Raw genomic sequence first — 21,555 nt, forward strand, 5'->3', positions numbered from 1 at the left:
TTTTTATAAAAAGAGCAAGACGCGGTTGCTGTCATGCTCTTCGTTAATTGGTTTATGTATATTGTTTTTGCCAAGAGAGCCCTAAGCTTCCGGCTCCTAAATGCGTGCCAATGACTGGCCCAAAATAACTAATGTCGACTTCGACATGAGGAAAACGCTCGTTAATCGTCTGTGCTAATTGTTCGGCTCCATCTAAGCGATTGGCGTGAATGACCGTCGCATAGTAGTTCCCACCTTGTGACACATCCTGCTCAAGTAGCTCCAGTAAGCGCGCTAATGCTTTTTTTTCCGTCCGAACTTTTTCAAACGGAACGATGCTTCCTTCTTCAAAATGAAGAATCGGTTTAATTTTTAATAAACTTCCAACGACGAGCTGAGCACCCGAAAGGCGACCGCCGCGGTGTAAATGGTTTAAGTTATCGACCATGAAATACGCTTTGGCTGTTTTCTTCATGAACGCTAATTTTTCTAGAATCTCATTAGCGTCTGCACCCGCCTCGGCTGATCGTGCTGCTTCTAAGACGTAATACGCTTGAGGGGCACAACTCACTTCGGTATCAAAGCCAAACACCTCAATGCCTTCAACCATGTCTCCTGCACTAAGGGCCGATTGATACGTTCCGCTAATCTGGCTTGATAAATGAATCGTGACAACTTGCTCGTACCCTTTTTTAGCTAGTTGTTCAAATAATTCCACGAACTGACCAATGGCCGGTTGTGACGTTTTCGGCAGTTCCTCAGCTGTTTCCATTTTTTTATAAAATTGATCTGTTGTGAGATCCAATTCTTCTTGAAATGATTCTTCACCGAATATGACGTTTAACGGAACCATTTCAATCTGAAGGTCTTTGCGAATTTCAACTGGTATGTAGGCGGTACTATCCGTCACAATCGCAACTTTTTTATTCATGAATAGCTCCTCGCTTTTCTCATCCCTATTGTTGGAGTCATGCTCCTAACTGGAAATCTCTACTATCTAATGTACATGTAAAAAAGAATGCTTTCAAGTCAAGGAAGAAAATTAGGCGGAACATTGCTTTGTTGCTCTCCTCCTTAAACTCGCGCAACGTGTCCCTTGAGTATCCCAAAAAAGCCTCCGCGCAAATATGTTCACTATGTTTGATTTTTTGTTTCAACATTTTATAAACAAAAAGGAAGAAACAGGCCTATGGCCCTTTCTCCCCTTCCTACTATCTGACAATGACATAGCCTTTTTTAATCGCTTCTACAACGGCTTGCGTACGGTCATTTACATTCATTTTTTGTAAAATGTTACTGACGTGGTTCTTCACCGTTTTTTCACTAATATAAAGGGATTCGCCAATCGCACGGTTGCTCTGGCCATCTGTCATTAACTGTAATACTTCACACTCACGACGAGTTAAAATATGAAGCGGCTTTCTGTACTCCACTTCACGGAAACCAATCGACTCTTCATGAATATCATCTTCTTTCGCTAAACGACGGTATTCATTGATCAAGTTATGCGTTACTTTCGGATGAATATACGCACCGCCTGAAGCGACTACTTTCACCGCTTCAATTAACGCATCAGCATCCATTTCCTTAAGTAGGTATCCGGAAGCTCCCGTTTTCAATACATGCGTCACATAAGACTCATCATCGTGAATAGACAAGATCAACACTTTAATGTTTGGGAAAGCTTGTACCAATTCTTTTGTTGCTTCGACGCCGTTCATGTTAGGCATATTTATATCCATTAAGATCACATCTGGACGGTACAGCTTTACTAGCTCCAATGCTTGTGATCCATCTTGTCCATCAGCCACAATCTCAAATTCGGATTCCATCGCAAGAATGCGTTTTACACCTTCACGAAATAACTGATGGTCATCAATGATGACGATTTTAATTTTGTTGTTTAATTGTTCATTCATCATTTTCACCTCTCCGTTCACACGGTAATGTAATCTATTCAATAGATCAAAAGTTTTTTAGTTGGGCGAGGATAGCGGTATGCCGATTGCGACAATCGTTCCTCTGTTCAACTTTGACTGGATGTTTAGCTCGCCCTTGAGCATATTCACTCTTTCTTTCATCCCGATCAAACCGAACGACCCTTCCTTTTTTGTAGATGGTTCAAAGCCTTTCCCATCATCCTTAATTATCATTATAACCTTTGTTGGCTTGATTTCAATTTTGACTTGAATTTCAGTTGGTTCCGCATGCTTATAGGCATTTTGTACTGCTTCTTGTACAAGACGGAATAAGGCTACTTCAAACTGCTGCGGAAGCCTCTGGTCTTTCCCAAAATGTTGAAAGTCTACTGCTACTTCATTATGTTCCTGAAACGTTCTAAGGTATTTAGCTAGCGTAGGGATTAATCCAAGGTCATCGAGCGCCATCGGTCGCAAATCATAAATGATCCTTCTCACTTCTGCAAGTGAAGATTTTACCATATTTCGAAGGGATCGAATCTCATTTAACGCATCAACAATTCCTTTTTCATGATAAATTCGTTCAATTAGCTCAGAGCGAAGCATCACATTTGCCATCATCTGCGCAGGGCCATCGTGTATTTCACGCGAGAGTCTTTTTCTTTCATCCTCTTGCGCCTCAATAATCTTCAAGCCAAACGCCTGCTTTTCCTTAGCATCCTCTATAACATCCGTTACCATTTTTAAATCACTAGAAAGGAAATTATAAACAACCGACATTTGTCCCGCGAGCTGTTCGGCGCGGACGACGGTATCTTTTAAATTTACTAATCTTCTTTCAATCTGATCACGCTTTTCACGCAGCTGCAACTCTTCTTGTTTAAATACAGCTAACTGAATTTGATAATCATTCGCTTGTTCATAAGCCACACGAACTTCCTCACTTGAAAAACGATCGAAAGCTTTGCTCACTTCAACGAGCCGACTCCTGGCAAATTTGGCATGCATGTGCGTTCGATCCGACTTTTCAATGAGTGTTGCCACTTTAAGTCGAACTTCGATCAACTCTTTTTCCAAGGCCGTAAGTTCCTGCCTCGATTGCTCTCCAATTTGAAAAATTTGTTCTCGACTTTCGCCAACCGTTTCTAATGTTTGATCTATGATTTTGTCCAAAAAGTTCGTATCTGCCAAGCCAGTCACCAACCTCTTTCGAAGATGTGCGATTTATTTGCTAAGTAAAATGATTTTCGCTATCCTTATTTTACAACATTACTTAACAAATAGCGTGAAAATCTTTCATTTCCAGCAACTTATATCGAAAGAAGGCTCGCAGAGGACGACTTTAACGAGATTATCGTATCATAGCTTTATTACATATATATATCTGCCATTTGTAAAACTATGAAAAATGAAGGGGGAATGAGGGGATGACCCTTGCTACATATCAAACCGTAAAAGGACGAGGAAAGCACGAAATCATCATTCAGAAATCTAGGTTTATCGCTTTTTTTGATAGAGTAGAAACAGAGGCCGAGGCTCAAGCCTTTATTGAAAAAATAAAAAAAGAGCATTGGAATGCCAATCACAATTGCTCCGCCTATCTAATCGGCGAACGAGACGAAATTCAAAAAGCCAACGACGATGGCGAGCCAAGCGGCACGGCCGGTGTCCCGATGTTAGAAGTGTTGAAAAAACGTGGCCTAAAAGACACCGTCGTCGTCGTCACTCGTTACTTCGGCGGCATCAAGCTCGGGGCAGGCGGCCTCATTCGTGCATACGGCGGTGCTGTGAGCGAAGGCCTAAATGCCGTTGGCGTCGTGCAGCGCTCGCTGATGGTTGTCGTCCATACGGCAATTGACTATCACTGGCTCGGTAAGGTCGAGCATGCATTGCGCGAATCCACTTATACATTGAAAGAAATCGAGTATTTAGAGTCGGTCGATGTTCAGGCATATGTCGCAGTCGATGAAGTCGACGCGTTCGAGACCTGGATGACGGACGTGACAAACGGCCAGGCCGTATTAAAGCGCGGGGATGAGGTTTATTTGGAGCAGGAGTTATAGGGGACCGTTACGACTGCACCTCGGCAAGTTTGCCGGCCATTCCGGCAGCTTGTTTTTTCCGGCGACCCCTTTAGTATGATTCCGGCAACTTTAATCTGCTTTTCAGCAACTCTACTTACTTTTTCAGCAACTTGCAACGCCTTTCCGGCAACTCCTATTTTTCCGCCAACTTTCAGCTTGATTCCGGCAACTTTAATCTGCTTTTCAGCAACTCTACTTACTTTTTCAGCAACTTCTCACAACTTTACGGTAACTCCAACCTACTCACTCTCTTTTCTTAAATGCGAAAGGTCATAAACACTACCTTTCGTTATTCCTTTATGTTTCCGTCCTACTTTGTTGAGGATCCTCTTAACGAGTGCATCTGATTCGAGTTTTAAGTATTTCCGGGCTTCTCTATTTGTGATCTGTGTTCCAAATAATAGAGCATAATCTTTCAAAGCTTTAACATGAGCATCCTTATGCTTAACTTGGCACCTTGGGCAGTGCCAGGAGCCATATACTCTTGGCAACGGGGAGTACGAGCAACTTGGACATAGTACACCTTCTTTTAGGTCGTCTGTGGTGAGTTTGAATTGGGTTAAGATGGCAGGATCTAATGGGGTATGCTGTTTCTGAAGCGTCATCAACAATCTTTTAAAATCATGAAGAGGAAGATCTTTTCCTAGAAATTCTTCACTTAAGCGAGTCACTCTGTCAGGTAAAGAATCTCGGTGTGTAACCAATTGAGAGAGTTCGCGGTGTTCTAAATTGGAGGAAATGGCGGTAAGGGGGTTGCTCATGATAACAAGAGAGGTAACTGGAATAGGGGGAAAGTGATTTCTGACTAACCAACCTTCGAGCAGCGATTTTTGACGCTTCACTTGAAGGATCGGGTCAGAAAATATTTGCCGCACTCCATCTTTTTTTGTGCGAATGAGTTGTTGCAAATGTTGATCAAAATAAAGGAGTCCTGATATGTTCTTTACTTCAATGACTAAAAGGAATTTCCTTGTTACAATCAAGGTATCCATTTGAAAAAAATGAGGCTCATGGAAGAGGCGTAGACCGTGGAAAATAAAGTAATCTTCTGAAGGTAAAAAGCTCAAAGGATAATCAATTGAATTCTCCCCACTCTCGCCTGCAAGTCGATTAGAAAGCTCATCCGCAATTTCGGGTAACAGCGGGTGATGAGAGGGCAATCTTCTGAGTAGAGCTTGCAGTTTCTCAATAGCTAAAGTCGTTTCACGTTTTTTAATGATCATCACTTCACTCCTTTTTTATCAATATACGGTAAAATAAACATAAAATCCTCCTAACGATGAACAAGAAAGGACCAACATCATGCAAAAAATATTTCACCTCCAAACTGAGTCACGAGATCAAATGATCGAAATCACCACTACCATTGAACAATGGCTTCATGAATTAAACGTCAACGACGGCATTCTCATCGTCTCCTCCCTTCACACAACAGCCGGCATCACCGTGAATGAGAACGCGGATCCTGATGTGAAAACAGACTTCATCAGACGGCTCGATGAAGCGTATCCGTGGGAGCATCCGAAAGATTTACATATGGAAGGAAATACAGCGGCGCACATGAAAACGAGTACGGTTGGCCATGCGCAGACGATTATCATTACTGGCGGGCGACTTGTGCTCGGGACGTGGCAAGGCATTTATTTTTGCGAGTTCGACGGACCTCGGCAGAACCGCAAATTTGTCGTGAAAGTGATTGCTTCCTAACTTGTAAAGAGCCCTCTTCTTTAGAAGATTTGGTAGATTTGGTGTGAGGGGAGGTTTACCCCCCCTCTTCTACTCCATATTTGATCAGTAATCTAGGTTCTCTTATCAGTCTAATTTGGTGTGATTAATAAGCGCGGGTGCATCGCTGTTTTGGAAAACGATGTTCACTGTCTCACCTGCTAATTTTTCGTATTTTTGTGATTGCCCGTAAGGAACTTTTAGGACAAGTTCCAAATTATTTGCGTAAAATGCTACATGTGTACTATCAACAGCGCCAACAACTGTTGCCTTTGTTGTTACGATGTTGCTATGATTAATCACTAATTTTTGACCAATTAGGATCGTGTCATTTTTTAATCCGTTATTTTTTTTAATCACATCGATCGGTGTATTAAAGTGCCTTGAAATAGCCCATAAAGTATCTCCTGGGACAGCTGTATAGATGGCACTTTTTACTACTTCCTGAACGTTGGCATTATTTTTAGGTTTATCTACTGATTGACTTTCAGGATTCTCCTGCATAGCCATTGTGGGAGTTTTTAATAGTTGCCCCATTTTTATCAGATCGGATGTTAAATTGTTTAAACGCTTAATTTCATTCACACTTGTTTTATGTACGAAAGCTATTCGAGAAAGCGTATCTCCTCGAACTACTGTATAAACGTTGGTTGATGGTTGCTGTTGGTCCTTTTTAACTTGTTCTGAAGTAACTTTGAATTCGTTACTAGAATGGTTCGTTAAAGGCATTTTCATTTTTTGATTGATTCTAATGAGATCGGAAGTCAAATTATTTAACCTTTTAATTTCATTCACACTCGTATTATGTATGAGAGCTATTCGAGAAAGCGTATCTCCTGGAACTACCGTATAAATGGTAGTTGAAGGTTGCTGTTGGTCCTTTTGAACAGCTTCAAAAGTATTCTTGTCTTCATTACTAGAATGGCTTGTTAAAGGCATTAGTAGTGTTTGATTGATTTTAATGAGATCGGACGTTAATTTATTGAAAGTTTTGATTTCTTTAACCGTAGTCTGGTGCTTTTTGGCAATCGAGGAAAGAGTATCTCCTGGTAAAACCTTATAAAACATCCCTGGTAACTCTAATTCTTGTCCGACTTTAATTTGAGCGGAATCAAGACCATTTGCGTTTTGGATTTGTTCAACCGTTACACCAAACTGTTTTGATAAAGTTTGAAGCGTATCCCCTTTTTGAACGGTATATACCGATACACACGCTTGAGCCGTTCCTACTCCAAAATGATTGACATTCATTAAAGCACTTGTCGCAATGGTTCCAGCTAAAACATATCCTATAAATTTCACGTTTTTATTTTTACTTGTTTTTAGCTTTTCCTCTAATATCCTTTCTCGACGAGTTCTTGTAATCGCTATGTATTCCTTTGACATTGAATATCCCCCCATAACAACTATTTTCTGTTTTTATACACCATTTGATAACCTTAATCATTATTCGACAAATTTCCGTACTTTGGAAGAGAGATTATGTAAAAGAGTATAAAAGTAATGTAAAATTTATTTTTTTGCAGGGATAAGGAAGGAGCTACGAAGAAAAGGAGAGGGGAATTTATCCTAGGAAGTTTGTAATCTCTATACTCCTAAAGGCACGAGTGTTAAAATATGGATATTACCTTGTCAACCATTAAATTATGTAAAAATCGTCGTGCAGGGGAAAGTCTTGGCGTTCAACCCACACTCCTTGTCATAGATGAAATTAGACGTATACATTCACTAATATTCCTCTTTATCATTAGCTGTCAGTCTGCAAATCTCACGGCAAAACATCCGTATAAAAAAGCAGGTTTTACTAAAAGGAGAGCTAGCCCCATAGGAGGAGCCGTTAGCGTCTTTTCTTTCTAAATTTGCACCGAACTCACTTCGTTTAAGTGGCGTTTTTTTCTCTATACTCATTAGATCCTTTTTAATCGGTAACACTACCCAAAAGACTCTGCTTCTAAGGGGCGTATGACCATGGAAATGATCAAACACAACATCAAAAAGCTAGATCCCAACACATCTACCTATGCATTAGTCGTTTATCTTGATGCCTTCGATACTGAATTTGCTGAGGAATTAGGCACTGAAACAAGCTCACAGAATACATTTATATTTCTTTGTAAAAATATCGTTAAAAAGCACTACCCTTCCCTAAAGATCACAGCCATTCAAGTTGTAATGGGCGGCATTCTCATTACCACCTTGCCTGTAATGGCCACAAGCGCTTCCGCTTCATCCGAGCGAACCGCACAAGCACAGTCTATTTATTATCAAGTGGGACCTGGTGATTCCCTTAGGACGATAGCTAGAGCTCATAACGTAACCGTCGATTCGATAAAACGGGCCAATCCATTCACAACGGATGTGATTCAACAAAACCAAAGGCTCATTATTCTCAAAGCCTTTCATACTGTCTCGTCCGGAGATTCTTTATCCGTTTTAGCAAGAGATTACGGCACGACGATCACAGCGATCCGAGAAACAAATCATTTAACAAGTGATTCCATTCGCACAGGACAACTTCTTGCGATCCCTACGTTGCTAAAACCGTCAGCCACACCAACCCATTCAACGCAACAAACAACTCACACAGTAAAGTCCGGAGATAGCCTTTCCGCCATTGCTAAAACATATGGTATGACGGTTGAAGAATTAAGAAGTACGAACCACTTATCAACTGAACTCATCCGTATTGGCCAAACACTGGTCATTCCAAATTCAGCAACACCAGAACCTACATTTAAGATTCAACCGATCGATCAAGTGTACACCGTTGTTTCTGGAGATAGTTTATCAGTGATCGCATCTAGATTCGGAGTATCTGCCGACGCTTTACGATCAGCCAATCAACTGAAATCAGACAACCTTCAGATCGGACTGCGACTTGTCATTCCTAATCCAAAGACGATAACAAAAACTCCCATTCCCGTTCCAAAGTACACCACATATACCGTCGTGTCTGGAGACAGTCTATGGGCCATCGCCTCTCACTACCGCGTAACGGTTGACGGATTAAGAAAGGCAAATAGCTTAAAATCAGATATATTGCAGGTCGGACAAAAGCTAGTAATTCCAACGAATTCAAGTGCTGATGAAGCGACTCCAACTCCTCCGACTAGTACTCCTACCTCCTCCTACTCCGTGTCTCCGGCGACAGCTTATCTGTGATCGCCGCTCGGTTTGGGGTTTCTTTGGACGCTTTGCGCTCGGCTAATCAATTGAGGTCCGATTTGCTTCAGATGGGGCAGGTGTTGGTCATTCCGGAAAAGCAAACCGAGAGTGAACCAACACAAACAGAGCAACGCAGCACGTTCACTATACCGTCGCTGCAGGAGACAGTTTGTCTGTGATCGCTAATAGGTTTCAAGTATCAGTCGATTCGAACGGAACGACGAATAATCTTAGATCGGATCTTCTACAAGTCGGTCAGCGCTTAATCATGCCTGATGCACTGAATGTACCTGCTCAAACAAGCGTTAGCTCCTTGTCATACATCACACACAGTTCAGACTGGCGATACCATTTGGGACTTAAGTGTACTCTATGGCATTCCACAGAGTAAGCTGCTTACAGTTAATAACCTGACACTAAGTAATCGGTTATCCATTGGGCAACAGCTAACCGTTCCTGTTCACAGCATAGCGAGGAAAACGACGGTTAGTCCGCAGCACGGTGAGTTTTTAGATTGGTGGACAGAAGCTCAGTATGTCTTTCCGATCGGCAAGACCGCTAAAGTCACTGATTTGGCTACGGGGCAAAGCTTTCACATCAAGCGAACAACCGGAGCAAATCACGCAGATTGTGAAACGATGACGACTGCAGATACGAATGTGGCGCGCTCGATTTGGGGTGATTTTTCTTGGACTCCACGAGCTGTTATTATCGAAGTAGATCGGCGAAAATTGGCGGCAAGCATGAGTTTCATGCCTCACGATCTTCAGTACATTCGCGATAACGGAATCATCGGCCACTTTGATGTATACTTTTCAAATAGCACGAGACATGCAGATGGTCGCCCTGATGCTAGTCATCAACTACAAGTTGAAAGAGCGGCTGGGGTTAGATAGTAGAAGGTATTAGGGAAGATCCTACTATGATCACTCCGGTTTTTTTCATCTCTAAAATCATTACGAAGCATGCTCAGATGGCAATCTCTGAGCATGTCTTAAATGAATGAAGCTAAAAAAAAGGGTTTTTCTTTAGCTTTCACGCATTGCTCTCCTAAAAGAATGTCAATCCATCCGGGTCTTGGATTTAGGCAATATTAAATTCCCATTTGCCGTGAGTGCCTGTAAATGGCTCAAGCTCCTTTTTGGTTTTAACTTTAACCCCTCTAATCCTTCCGTCTACCAATCATTTCCTTTATGCAAACAGAAAATTTTCTTATCTCCTTTTCCTTAGGCCATCTTTCACTACCTACACAAATCAAACAAGAAAACAAAGAGACCAAACCATAATTGATTTGATCGACAATACTATAGGGATGTTTTTCTCTCCCTTAGCTAAATCCCTTCCCCTTATCGACTGGCTAAACGTGCAATGACAACCTTCACTGCTCTTACCAAATCGCCATGCGACATACTCGGCAGCGCTGCGTTCGTGAGCGCCAACTCATGACTTGCTGGTATATGAATGAATCCAGCTTGACACTCGATTTGTTGCTGCGCCAAGTGATCGAGCATTTGATACATTATGTTGTTACATAAATACGTTCCTGCTGTGTTCGACACCTGTGCAGGCAGTCCCTCTTTCACTAAATGGTTCACGATGTCTCTAATCGGCAGCGTCGAAAAGTAAGCCGCAGGACCGTCTTCTCTGATCACTGCATCTTGCAGTGCCTTGCCTTCATTATCTGCATCACCATCACTACAGTTAATGGCCACCCGTTCTGGCGTTATGCAGTTCCTACCTGCTGCAAGACCGAGCATGACGACTGCATCTGGCTTGTGCTTCTCATACAGTCTCAGCAATTGACTGGCTGATTGCGAGAATGCAACCGGCAATACCTCACCGATCACTTCTATCTCTTCTATCTCTTCTATTTTCTTTCCCGCCAGTTCTTTGACAATCGCTTCGGTCGGGTTGACCTTATGGCCAAGAAATGGTTCAAATCCTGTTAGTAATACGCGCATGTTGTTTCCTCCTTTATATCAGGCCATTGCCTAAAATTTTGAAATAGGCAATGAGCCTTGATTTTCGCGCAATTATGCTTATCTTTCACTCAATTAATCTTTTATTGGTGCAATTATGCTAGCATCCCACGCAATTAAACTTATTTCACGCAATTCGTTAGGGCACTCTCGAATTTCTTCCTATTTCTCCGCTTTCAGTTGCCATCTCACTCCCGCAAGCGCGCCAAACACTCTCCGAATAAAAAAAGACAGCGACCACAGCCGCTGCCCCTCCACATAACCTCCAAAAACCAAACCTACTTCTCCACAACACGCGGGTCTAACGCATCGCGCAGTCCGTCACCAATAAAATTAAAGCACAATACCGTGATCAAGATCAGCAAACCTGGGAAGGTCGGGTACCACCAAGCGTTACGGAAAATCGTAATGCTTTGCGAGTCTGTTAACATATTCCCCCAAGATGCATTCGGCGGTTGAACGCCTAGTCCGAAGAACGATAGAGCCGACTCGGCTAGGATGAATGAACCGACTGCAAGCGTCGCTGCAACGATAACAGGACCTAATGCATTCGGTAAAATTTGCGAGAAGATGATCCGCGTGTTAGACATTCCGATTGTGCGAGAAGCGAGAACAAACTCACGCTTCTTCAAAGAGAGGAACTCCCCGCGGACGACACGGGCGGTTCCTGTCCAACTTAATAACGCAAAGACTAAAATTAAGATATTAATAGAAGGTTGTAAAATCGCAACCAATGTAATTAATAAGAAGATGTTTGGGAATGCAAGAATGACGTCAACCATACGCATTAAGAACGCGTCGACTAATCCGCCGAAGTAACCGGCCACTGCACCGATGACTGCACCGATTGTAACCGCACCTAACATCGAAGCGAAACCTACATATAAGGAAACCTGTCCACCGTACAGCATACGGCTGAATAAATCACGGCCAAGGTGGTCCGTACCGAGCCAGTGAGTCGAGCTTGGCTCTGCAAGACGATTACGCAAGTCCTGGTAGGCAGGGTCGTGCGGCGCGAGGTAGGGCGCAAGTAAACAGGCAAGTGTAATAATAAATAACGTCACAAGACCAATAACAGCTAACTTATTTTGAAAAAACTTAGCAACAATAATGGATAAGAGGGATCGACGTTTGCCGAGAATTTGATTATCTTTAACCTCAAGTCCATGATTCTCTAGTTGTGCATCCATAAATCGTCCCTCCTTTAATACTCAATACGCGGATCAAGTACAGCATACAAGATATCCGCTATTAGATTTCCAATTACGGTTAAAATTGCACCAAACATCGTGATCGCCATGATGACTGGATAGTCACGTTGGAACGTCGCATCGATGAACATTTTTCCGATTCCAGGCCAGTTGAAAACAGATTCTACGATCGCAGAACCACCGATCATCGTTGGAAGCATTAAACCAAACATCGTAATAACTGGGATCAACCCGTTACGCAAGCCATGTTTATAAACGACACGACGTTCACGGAAACCTTTAGCACGAGCCGTACGAATGTAATCCTGATTAATCACTTCAAGCATACTAGAACGAGTATAACGCGTTAGACCTGCCATATCAGCTGTTGCTAAAACAAGCGCAGGTAAAATTAAGTGACGAAGACGATCTAGAATACTAAAGTCTGCTCCAATCGTCGAAATACCACCGACTGGTGTCCAACCTAGTTGAACGGAAAATACCATTATTAACATAATACCGAGCCAAAAGTTAGGTGTGGCGAGTCCTAAGAAGGATCCGACCGTCACCCCATAATCGGTCATGGAATACTGCCGTGTTGCTGATATAACCCCGAACGGGATCGCCACAATGGCGGCTAAAAAGAGCGATGAGGCCATTAATAATAAGGTGTTCGGTAAACGGTCTAAGATCATTTCAGTAACCGGCATTTTTCTTGCGTACGATGTACCAAAGTCACCTTTAGACACATTGCCTAACCAACGCATATATTGAACCGGAATCGGATCGTTTAACCCTAAACGTTCAGCCTGTGCTTCACGCACTTCTGGAGGAATTTCCGGATCTAAGTTTAAGATAGCTGGTTTACCAGGCGCTGCATACATAATCGCAAAAGATAATATCGATATTCCAAATAGTATCGGGATCATCATAATGACCCGTTTAATGATGTAACTAATCATGATTACATTCCTCACAATCCCTCAAGATAATTTAGTAGAGTAGGAAGGGGAGGGATTCACCCCTTCCCCCCACTACTTGAAGGCTTAGTCTGTTACATACCACTCGTTAACTTTGTACATGTTAACACGTGGGTGATGCGTGAAGCCTTCTACACGGTTGCTAAGCAAGATGTGTTGCTCTGGGTAGTAAAGGTACGTATAAGGTTGCTCTTCAGCAAGGATCTCATAGATCTCACCGATGACAGCCGCCCGCTCATCTTGATCAACGATTTTCTTGTTACCAGCAGCAAGTTCATCTACTGTATCGTTACGGTAAGAGATGTTGTTTAAACCAGCTTCGATTTCACGAGAATGCCAGATTGCCGTTGGATCTGGATCTAGCGCAAGACCCCAAGCAAGTACGACAGCGTCAAAGTCATAGTTTGGAGGGTTGATTTGCTCTAAGAACGCACCCCACTCCATTTGACGAGGATTTGCTTCGATACCAATTTCACCTAACATTTGTTGAACGATCACACCGATATCACGACGAATGACGTTCCCATCGTTTGAAAGAATTTCGAAAGAGAATTTTTCTCCGTCTTTTTCTAAGATGCCATCAGCACCAGGAGTCCAGCCAGCTTCTTCAAGTAAAGCTTTAGCGCCTTCTGGATCATATTCAAACTCAGTTACTGAATCTGGGTAAGCCCAGCTAAGTGGTGATGCAGGAGCATGAGCAACTTCCCCACGACCATCCATGATTGAATCAACGATTAATTGACGATCAATGGCCATTGTTAAAGCTTGACGTACACGTACATCATCAAATGGTGCACGATCATTGTTCCATCCGATATAGTCATAACGTAATGCAAGAGTTGAAGAAATACGAGCATGATCATATGTTTCAGCCGTTGCAAGCTCAGTTGCAGGTAAAATCATCCAATCAATTTCGCCCGTTTCAAACGCTAAAAGCTCAGCATTTGTATCAGCAAATACACGGAATGTTACTTTGTCTAAGTTTGGACGACCATCGAAGTAGTCATCAAAAGCAGAAAGTTCGATGTATTGACCATCAACATAGTTTTCGAATACGAATGGACCCGCACCGATTGGGTTGTTACGGTTGTAATCCATGTGCTCTTCAAGATCAGCAACAGGAACGTCCTCAAGAATGTGTTGTGGAAGAATTCCATAACCTAAACGAGTGGTGAAACTAGCATCAACTTCTGATAAGTTGAATTGAACTGTGTAAGTATCCACGACTTCTACACTCTCAAGCTCAGTGAAGTCACCAGCACGAGGACCTGTGTAGTCAGCGTTTTTGAAAATATCATACGTGAACTTAACATCTTCAGCCGTTAACTCTTCCCCATCATGGAAAAGAACGCCTTCGTTAAGTGTAAGTGTGTAAGTAAGACCATCTTCTGAGATGTCAGGAAGGTCAGTAGCTAACATGGGAATCATATCTAACTCCTCGTTAGACTCAAGAAGACTTGCATGAATTAAATCAATCACATCTGCAGATGCAGAATCTTGAGAGTATAACGGATTAAATGTTACAGGCTCTCCAGATGTACCTAAAACTACAGTACCTCCTGCTTGTGGGCCAGTAGCCTCTTCTTCCGTTCCTTCTTCTGTTGGCTCTTCAGCTGGACCTTCTGCTGGAGCGTCGTTGCCGCCACAAGCTGCAAGCACTAGCATGAAAGCCATTGCTAAGCCTAGTAACGTTAACCATTTCTTGTTTAACATCGTATTTCCCCCTTATTCTTCTTCGTGTTAAAAGTTGATAAAACCATGGTGATCCATACCTGTATGGCCCTACTCCTTAGCACCACCTCCTTCACAGAGTATAAGAAATCTTCTGAAAATCAATTGTGAATGAGGACGCATTCAGCGTCACTCCTACCTTACTACTGGTTCGTCATTGTATAGATGACAAGCCACATAACGATCTTTGCGAACTTCTCTAAATGCCGGAATATTGACTTTACAGTGGTCCATTGCTTTTGGACAGCGTGTATGGAACACACAGCCAGAAGGCGGATTCGACGGGTTTGGAATGTCCCCTTTTAAAATAATACGGTCTGGCTTTTTCTCAGATGGATGCGACTTCGGCACCGCAGACATTAGCGCTTGTGAATACGGATGAAGTGGCTCATGATATAAATCTTTCTTACTAGCGACTTCCATCATGTTTCCTAGATACATAACGCCAATACGATCGGAGATGTGCTTCACTACGCCAAGGTCATGGGCAATAAACAAATACGTTAACCCAAACTCTTCTTGCAAATCTTTCATTAAGTTTAAAACCTGTGACTGCACCGATACGTCAAGAGCGGAAACTGGCTCGTCGCCAATGATTAATTTGGGATTAAGGGCAAGTGCTCGAGCAATCCCAATTCGCTGACGCTGTCCACCTGAGAACTCATGCGGATAACGATTCGCGTAAGAAGGATTCAAGCCAACCTTCTCCATTAACTGCTCAATAAATTCTTGACGTTCTTTTCCTTTGTGTAAGCCATGAACACTTAATGGCTCTTTTAAAATCGCTCCAACTGTCTTACGTGGGTTTAAGGAAGAAAACGGATCTTGGAACACCATTTGGATATCGCGACGGTAAGGCAGTAGTTCTCTTTCCTTTAGCTTAGAAATGTCTTTTCCGTCAAAAATGATTTCCCCTTCTGTCGGCTCATACAAACGCATAATCGTACGACCTGCAGAAGATTTTCCGCAACCAGACTCCCCCACTAACCCAAATGTTTCGCCTTTTTTGATTGAGAACGTAATGCCATCAACTGCTTTCACATTACCGACTGTCCGTTGAAAGAATCCCTTTTTAATCGGGAAGTATTTTTTTAATCCATTGATCTCAAGTAGCACGTCATTCTTGTTTTCCGTCGCTTGGCTCATTACGCAAAATACCCTCCTTCATGCAAGAAACATCTCACCTTACGTCCTGCTTCTACTTCAATTAATTCTGGTTGTTCTTTCGCACAGCGGTCAAACGCGTGAGGACAACGCGTCACGAAGCGACAGCCTTTCGGGAAATTGTCAGGTGTCGGTACATTTCCCGCAATCGATGTTAAACGCTCTTGCTCAACATCCAATTTCGGAACCGACTCCATTAAGCCCACCGTATAAGGATGAAGCGGCTTATCGAATAAAGGAACGATATCAGCTTCTTCTACAACTTGGCCTGCGTACATGACAACAACGCGGTCAGCGAGTTCGGCTACAACCCCAAGGTCATGCGTAATCAAGATAATCGCCGAATGGAACTTATCACTCAATCCACGCATTAAATCAAGAATTTGGGCTTGGACCGTTACATCCAGTGCCGTTGTTGGCTCATCGGCAATCAAAAGCTTCGGATCACAGCTCATCGCCATCGCAATCATGACACGCTGACGCATCCCACCGGATAAACGGTGAGGATAGTCTCCTAGAATCTCATCAATGCGCGAGAATCCAACAAGCTCAAGCATCTCCGTTGCTCGTGCATAAGCTTGCTTTTTCGTGAGCTTCTTGTGGTAGATGAGTGTTTCCATTAACTGATCACCGATCGTTAACACAGGGTTCAATGATGTCATCGGCTCTTGGAAAATCATCCCGATATCATTGCCTCGTACTTTAAACATCCGGTCCTGACCATGTTTAAGAAGATCATCTCCATTAAAAAGAATTTCTCCTCCGACTGTTTTTCCACCAGGAGATGGCACAAGCTGCATGATCGATAATGTCGTCATACTCTTACCTGAACCTGATTCACCAACAATCGCCACCGTCTCTCCTTCATTCACCTGGAACGACACGTCATCTACAACAGGAAGCTCTTGTCCTTTTTTATAAAAATATGTCTTTAAATTACGTACATCTAACAATGGCTGTTTCGTCACCATGTTCACCTCATCTTCATAGGAGACTTTGCTTTTTTATCGTACCTGCAGTTGAAAGCGCTAACATTCTATCATTATTTCCAATGCGCCGTAAGTTCACTAGATTACTAGCCTCACAGCGTATCAGACCTAATTTCAGCCCTTTAGCCTACTGGAACTGACTCTTATCATTTTGGTTGGTTCATTCAAGGAAGATTTCGATCATTCTACTTATTTTACAATATAAGAAAACGAGTCTTTATATTGCTTTAACTCGATACTAACATCAACCGATACAATGCCATCCATTTTCGCAAGTTCCTTGTTCACAAAATGGACGAGATCATCATTGTTTTTAAAATAAGCTTGTAAAATTAAATCATGTTGCCCAGAAAAAGCACCGACAAACCGGACTTCTTGGAACTGATTTAGTGTTGTAGCAATGTGTTCCTGTTGTCCAAGCTTTGTTGTAATTCCAATGATCACTTGGACATTTAATCCAATTTTGTTTGGGTCCATATGAATGATAAATTCGAAAACCCCATCTTTAAGCATTCGGTTAATTCTTGTTCGAATGGTTCCTTCACTAACTTGAAGCAGCTTAGCAATTTCTGTATAGGAGCGTTTTCCATTCTCCTGTAAATAACCAAGAACCGCTAAATCGATCTCATCTAATTTTCCCATACGACCACTCACTTTACTAAAGCTTTCGGTTAAAATCCCGCATTCCCTTACGAAATTTATACACTTTCACATATTTTTCTGTAAATTTCGTAAATTGGACTACCGTCATTATAATTTAAAAAAACGCCTAATGCAATATTCAATCTTTTTAAAATAATAATTTTATTGTGAGAATTTCTCACATAACAAAAGGTGTGTTACGATTTTATATGTGGATCCTAAAAAAATAAGCACTTATTTTTCGAAATTAGTAGTGTTATTCTTAATTAATTACGAATTTTACGTGTCAGATGGACAAATGTATAATCAGTGAATACAGGTATAAATTATTGTAGAATAATACATGTCGTTATATCTATTTAATAGAGAAGACATTTATTTACACTACCATGATGGCTTATCCCAACATTAAGGCTAATTGCTAAAAATTGTGTCGATCATTCACTTATTTTCTTCTTTACGTAATTGTAAAAATTAGATACGATAAAATAAGTATGTTTTAGATCCTACTTTAGTCATACAAAAACCTAATTCTTTCATATAAGAAAAAACTAATATAGAAGTGAGGAGTTCTATGAAGAATTCTAGACTTAAGAAACGTAAAAGCAGAAAAAAACGAGTGATTCGATTGATCGGTCTTTTTAGTATTGTTCTTCTCATAGCAGTCGGAAGTGCTGCTAGTTATTTCATTTATAAAGTAGCAAACGTGACGGCTGGATCACAGCAAGAGTTGGACCGAGGTGAAAAGTCAGAACGGCGAACCGCAGCGGTAAACCCTAGTAAAGACAACATTTCTGTTTTACTTCTCGGAGATGATTCAAGACCAGGTGAATCTAGAGCTAGAACGGACGCCATGATCGTTGCTACATTTAATAAAGAAGCGGGGTCTATTATTTTAACGAGTATTCCTCGTGATAGTCGTGTGGAATTAGTCGGTAGAGGAACCATGGATAAGATTAATCACGCTCATGCATTTGGTGGACTAGATATGGCTATTGATACCGTTGAGAATCTACTTGATATCCCAATAGATTACTATGCCCTAGTCAAATTTGAAGGTTTAGTTGGAGTTGTCGATGCTTTAGGTGGGATTGAAGTTGATGTACCTTTTGACTTTGATTTTGTTGAAAAGAGTACAAACAGTGATTTCCAATTCAAGGAAGGGGTGCAACATCTTAGTGGAGCAGAAGCACTAGCCTTTGCCCGAATGAGAAAACACCCTCAAGCTAATGGAGATATTGGTAGAGGTCAGCGTCAACAGCAAGTAATAGAAGGTATTATTAAAAAGGCTGCTAGCTTTTCTTCTATTTCTAATTTTGATTCCGTTATGGATGCAGTCGGCGACAGTTTCCTAACCAGTTTAACGTTCCCTAATATTCTTGCTTTGCACTCTTATGCAACTTCATTAAATGATATTGAAACGATGCAATTACAAGGGCATAATATGAGATTAAATGGTATTTTTTATCTCGAAGTAGATGAACAATCTTTATTTGATATTCAAGTGCGCTTAAAGCAACATCTTGAAATTGATGGATTCTACAATGTACAAACGAATTCTTCTCATCATCTATTAGAAGATAATCATGAATGATAACGAAACTGTCTTTCTATAGTAGAGGGACAGTTTTTCTTTTGCCAAATAAAGTTTACACATTTCCTAAAACCACGATGTTCAGCCCATTTTTCTACTTTTAATTACATAATAATCCATAAAAAGAGTTATTTCCTCAAAAAATCACTTAACATTTTGACGAAAATCCACGATAATAGATAACGAGTCTTATTTTTACTATTAAACTAAGGTTCACAACATATATTAATAGTTAGGAGGTAATGAAAATTCGTCTAAGTAAACTAATTAAATTTAGCACGCCATTTTTAATTGCTTTACTTTTGATTGCTAGTATTCCTTTTCAATCAGTAGAAGCTAGTACATATCAGATTACGAACTATGATATTACTTTCGCCGATGCATTAAAAAGGCAAGTTGATGCAAAAGGACAAACCGACAAAAAATATGACACATTTATTCGATCAGATTTTTTAACTGTTGATAATCCTAGTAATCCAAAGTCAGGAACTGTTAATCGTTCGAGTACTGGAAATGTAACGAATGTTAGAGTTAGAGGTGGCGCAGGGACCCATTTTTGGGAAGTAGGTCAAGTGAAAAGTGGCGACACTTTAACCGTCTTAGGTTCTACTAGAGGACAAGATGGCTACATTTGGTACCAAATTGGTTACAACAAGACTTGGGTAAATGCAAGTCCAGCTGATATCGAATATTATCTTAATCCAAATAATTTCGAACCAAGTTCAAATCCTTTCTTTCAATTCTTGAAACTATCAGAAAGTGCTGGATTAAATGCTAAGGAACTGAATGATAAGATCTTGTTTGATAAAGGTGCTTTAAAAGGAACCGGACAAGCGTTTATTAATGCAGGAAACACCCATAAGGTAAATGAAATCTATTTAATTTCACATGCATTATTAGAGACTGGTAATGGTTTATCTAGTCTTGCTAGAGGTGTCGAAGTTCAAGGAAAAACCGTTTATAATATGTATGGAATTGGAGCTTTTGATAGCTGTCCACATACATGTGGGGCCCAATATGCTTATGATCAAGGTTGGTTCACGCCAGAAGCAGCCATTGTTGGTGGGGCTGAATTTGTTGCCCGTAACTATTTGAATCGTGGGCAGGACACACTTTACAAAATGAAGTGGAATCCAGCAAATCCTGCTACTCATCAATATGCAACTGATATTGGTTGGGCTGTAAAGCAGACGACTCGTATGGCTAATCTCTATGGTATGGTTAGCAATTATACACTATCTTATGATATTCCAAGATATACGAATCAACCAGGTACTCCACCAAACTATTCTGTTCTGAACAGTAAACCAACTGAAACTCAACCGGCTCTGAAAAAAGGTTATACGACTGCAAACGTCAACTTACGTTCGGAACCAAGAGTGGCAACAAATACGTTAATTACAACTATTGCGGCAAACCAAGATCTTGAGATCCTGCAAAAGAACAGTAGTAACTGGTACCAGGTCAGAGTAAACAACCGCACAGGTTGGTTATCAGGAGATTTCGTGAAAGAAACAAAGGTATCGCGGATTCAAGGTGCTAATGCGTATGCGACTTCTGCTCTTATCAGTCAAGAGGGCTGGAATAAGTCAGATGTCGTCATTATTACACGTGGAGATCGCTTCTCAGATGCTTTAGCTGGTGTTCCATTAGCAGCAAAGCATCATGCACCTTTACTATTATCTCGACAAACTCGTCTAGATGACGTAACAAAAAATGAAATTAGTCGATTAGGCGCTAAACAAGTTATCGTACTTGGTGGACCATTGGCTATTTCCGATAACGTTGTAAACGAGATCAAAAAAATTAGTGGTGTAACCAATGTTCGTAGAATTGCAGGGAACAATATGCATGATACGGCTGCTTTAATCGCTAATGAAGTGGCTCCGAATGGTTCAAATCAAGCTATTATTGTGAGTGATAACCGTTTCCAGGATGCCCTTTCTGTTGCTTCATATGCCGGGGTCAATGGAATTCCGATTTTACTAGCAAATACAAGCCAAGTACCTAAAGCTACTCAAGATGCTTTAAAGAAATTAAATGCGAAAGAAACACTTATTATTGGCGGACCACTGGCTATTTCAGAAAGTGTGGCTAAGAACCTTCCAAGTCCAAAACGAATTGAAGGTGCTACTCGTTTTGATACAAACATTGCCGTATTTAACTATTTCAAACCTAATACGAACAAAGTTTATGTAGCTACATCCGAGCGTCATGAGGATGCCCTTTCCGGAGCGGCTTTAGCTGCAAAAGAAAATGTTGGAGTTATTCTTGTGGATGGTACAAGATCTATCCACTCTACAACAAGTACGAACCTGACTACTAGCAAGTATGGCGATGTCAATGTACTAGGTGGACATTTAGTTATTACCCATAATGTGTATGGTCAAATTAGAAGTTTAGTTGACTAATCA

18 protein-coding genes are annotated in these 21,555 nt (G+C 41.3%); 6 read left to right on the plus strand and 12 right to left on the minus strand.

The genetic code is table 11. The features are described 5' to 3' along the window. Positions 1-52: 52 nt before the first annotated feature. The 3 genes from PQ474_RS08570 to PQ474_RS08580 all read right to left on the minus strand — a co-directional run bounded on the left by PQ474_RS08570 (position 53) and on the right by PQ474_RS08580 (position 3,089). A complete protein-coding gene (locus tag PQ474_RS08570) occupies positions 53-910 on the minus strand; it encodes a DegV family protein (protein WP_273841936.1) in 858 nt (285 codons plus the stop codon). A gap of 280 nt (positions 911-1,190) precedes the next feature. Further along, positions 1,191-1,898, minus strand: coding sequence for a response regulator (locus PQ474_RS08575; RefSeq protein ID WP_273842151.1), 708 nt, complete (start codon positions 1,896-1,898; stop codon positions 1,191-1,193). Positions 1,899-1,955: 57 nt separating this feature from the next. Further along, the gene (locus PQ474_RS08580; RefSeq protein WP_273841939.1) at positions 1,956-3,089 is read right to left on the minus strand and encodes a sensor histidine kinase; all 1,134 of its coding nucleotides are present in this window, start codon (positions 3,087-3,089) and stop codon (positions 1,956-1,958) included. 236 nt (positions 3,090-3,325) lie between these two features. On the opposite strand from PQ474_RS08580, the gene PQ474_RS08585 reads away from it, so the two are divergent. Beyond that, entirely contained in the window at positions 3,326-3,961 is a 636-nt protein-coding gene (locus PQ474_RS08585; protein ID WP_273841942.1) for a YigZ family protein, read from the plus strand. Positions 3,962-4,221: 260 nt separating this feature from the next. Here PQ474_RS08585 and PQ474_RS08590 read toward each other — a convergent pair whose 3' ends face one another. Beyond that, entirely contained in the window at positions 4,222-5,205 is a 984-nt protein-coding gene (locus PQ474_RS08590) for a nuclease-related domain-containing protein (protein WP_273841945.1), read from the minus strand. Between the two features lie 79 nt (positions 5,206-5,284). On the opposite strand from PQ474_RS08590, the gene PQ474_RS08595 reads away from it, so the two are divergent. Next, the gene (locus tag PQ474_RS08595) at positions 5,285-5,689 is read left to right on the plus strand and encodes a secondary thiamine-phosphate synthase enzyme YjbQ (RefSeq protein ID WP_273841948.1); all 405 of its coding nucleotides are present in this window, start codon (positions 5,285-5,287) and stop codon (positions 5,687-5,689) included. 105 nt (positions 5,690-5,794) lie between these two features. Here the strand turns inward: PQ474_RS08595 and PQ474_RS08600 are convergent, their stop codons facing one another. Further along, positions 5,795-7,093 (minus strand): LysM peptidoglycan-binding domain-containing protein, encoded by a 1,299-nt coding sequence (locus PQ474_RS08600; RefSeq protein WP_273841950.1) that lies wholly within the window; start codon positions 7,091-7,093, stop codon positions 5,795-5,797. 582 nt (positions 7,094-7,675) lie between these two features. Between PQ474_RS08600 and PQ474_RS08605 the strand changes: the two genes are divergently transcribed. Continuing rightward, positions 7,676-8,869, plus strand: a complete 1,194-nt coding sequence (locus tag PQ474_RS08605; protein WP_273841953.1) for a LysM peptidoglycan-binding domain-containing protein — start codon at positions 7,676-7,678, stop codon at positions 8,867-8,869. Between the two features lie 287 nt (positions 8,870-9,156). Then, a complete protein-coding gene (locus tag PQ474_RS08610; protein WP_273841955.1) occupies positions 9,157-9,768 on the plus strand; it encodes a LysM peptidoglycan-binding domain-containing protein in 612 nt (203 codons plus the stop codon). A gap of 450 nt (positions 9,769-10,218) precedes the next feature. Here PQ474_RS08610 and pcp read toward each other — a convergent pair whose 3' ends face one another. From pcp to PQ474_RS08645, 7 genes are all read right to left on the minus strand, one after another. Then, entirely contained in the window at positions 10,219-10,833 is a 615-nt protein-coding gene (gene pcp, locus PQ474_RS08615; protein ID WP_273841957.1) for a pyroglutamyl-peptidase I, read from the minus strand. A 296-nt stretch (positions 10,834-11,129) separates the two neighbouring features. Next, complete coding sequence (gene opp4C, locus PQ474_RS08620; RefSeq protein WP_273841960.1) at positions 11,130-12,041, minus strand: oligopeptide ABC transporter permease; 912 nt, start codon at positions 12,039-12,041, stop codon at positions 11,130-11,132. A 14-nt stretch (positions 12,042-12,055) separates the two neighbouring features. Continuing rightward, positions 12,056-13,003, minus strand: coding sequence for an ABC transporter permease (locus PQ474_RS08625; RefSeq protein ID WP_273841962.1), 948 nt, complete (start codon positions 13,001-13,003; stop codon positions 12,056-12,058). Between the two features lie 84 nt (positions 13,004-13,087). Continuing rightward, on the minus strand, positions 13,088-14,734 hold the full coding sequence (locus tag PQ474_RS08630) for a peptide-binding protein (protein WP_273841965.1): 1,647 nt from the start codon (positions 14,732-14,734) through the stop codon (positions 13,088-13,090). Between the two features lie 153 nt (positions 14,735-14,887). Further along, on the minus strand, positions 14,888-15,898 hold the full coding sequence (locus PQ474_RS08635) for an ABC transporter ATP-binding protein (RefSeq protein WP_273841968.1): 1,011 nt from the start codon (positions 15,896-15,898) through the stop codon (positions 14,888-14,890). Next, the gene (locus tag PQ474_RS08640; protein ID WP_273841970.1) at positions 15,898-16,887 is read right to left on the minus strand and encodes an ABC transporter ATP-binding protein; all 990 of its coding nucleotides are present in this window, start codon (positions 16,885-16,887) and stop codon (positions 15,898-15,900) included. The genes PQ474_RS08635 and PQ474_RS08640 overlap by 1 nt, the downstream gene beginning before the upstream one ends. A 207-nt stretch (positions 16,888-17,094) precedes the next feature. Beyond that, a complete protein-coding gene (locus PQ474_RS08645; protein ID WP_273841973.1) occupies positions 17,095-17,547 on the minus strand; it encodes an Lrp/AsnC family transcriptional regulator in 453 nt (150 codons plus the stop codon). Between the two features lie 574 nt (positions 17,548-18,121). Here PQ474_RS08645 and PQ474_RS08650 point away from each other — a divergent pair. Together PQ474_RS08650 and PQ474_RS08655 are read left to right on the plus strand one after the other, a co-directional pair. Further along, a complete protein-coding gene (locus PQ474_RS08650) occupies positions 18,122-19,141 on the plus strand; it encodes an LCP family glycopolymer transferase (protein ID WP_273841976.1) in 1,020 nt (339 codons plus the stop codon). A gap of 242 nt (positions 19,142-19,383) precedes the next feature. Beyond that, positions 19,384-21,552, plus strand: coding sequence for a cell wall-binding repeat-containing protein (locus tag PQ474_RS08655; protein WP_273841978.1), 2,169 nt, complete (start codon positions 19,384-19,386; stop codon positions 21,550-21,552). Positions 21,553-21,555: the final 3 nt, after the last annotated feature.

Source organism: Halalkalibacter alkalisediminis (assembly GCF_028610705.1).
GTDB classification, from domain to species: domain Bacteria; phylum Bacillota; class Bacilli; order Bacillales; family Bacillaceae_D; genus Halalkalibacter; species Halalkalibacter alkalisediminis.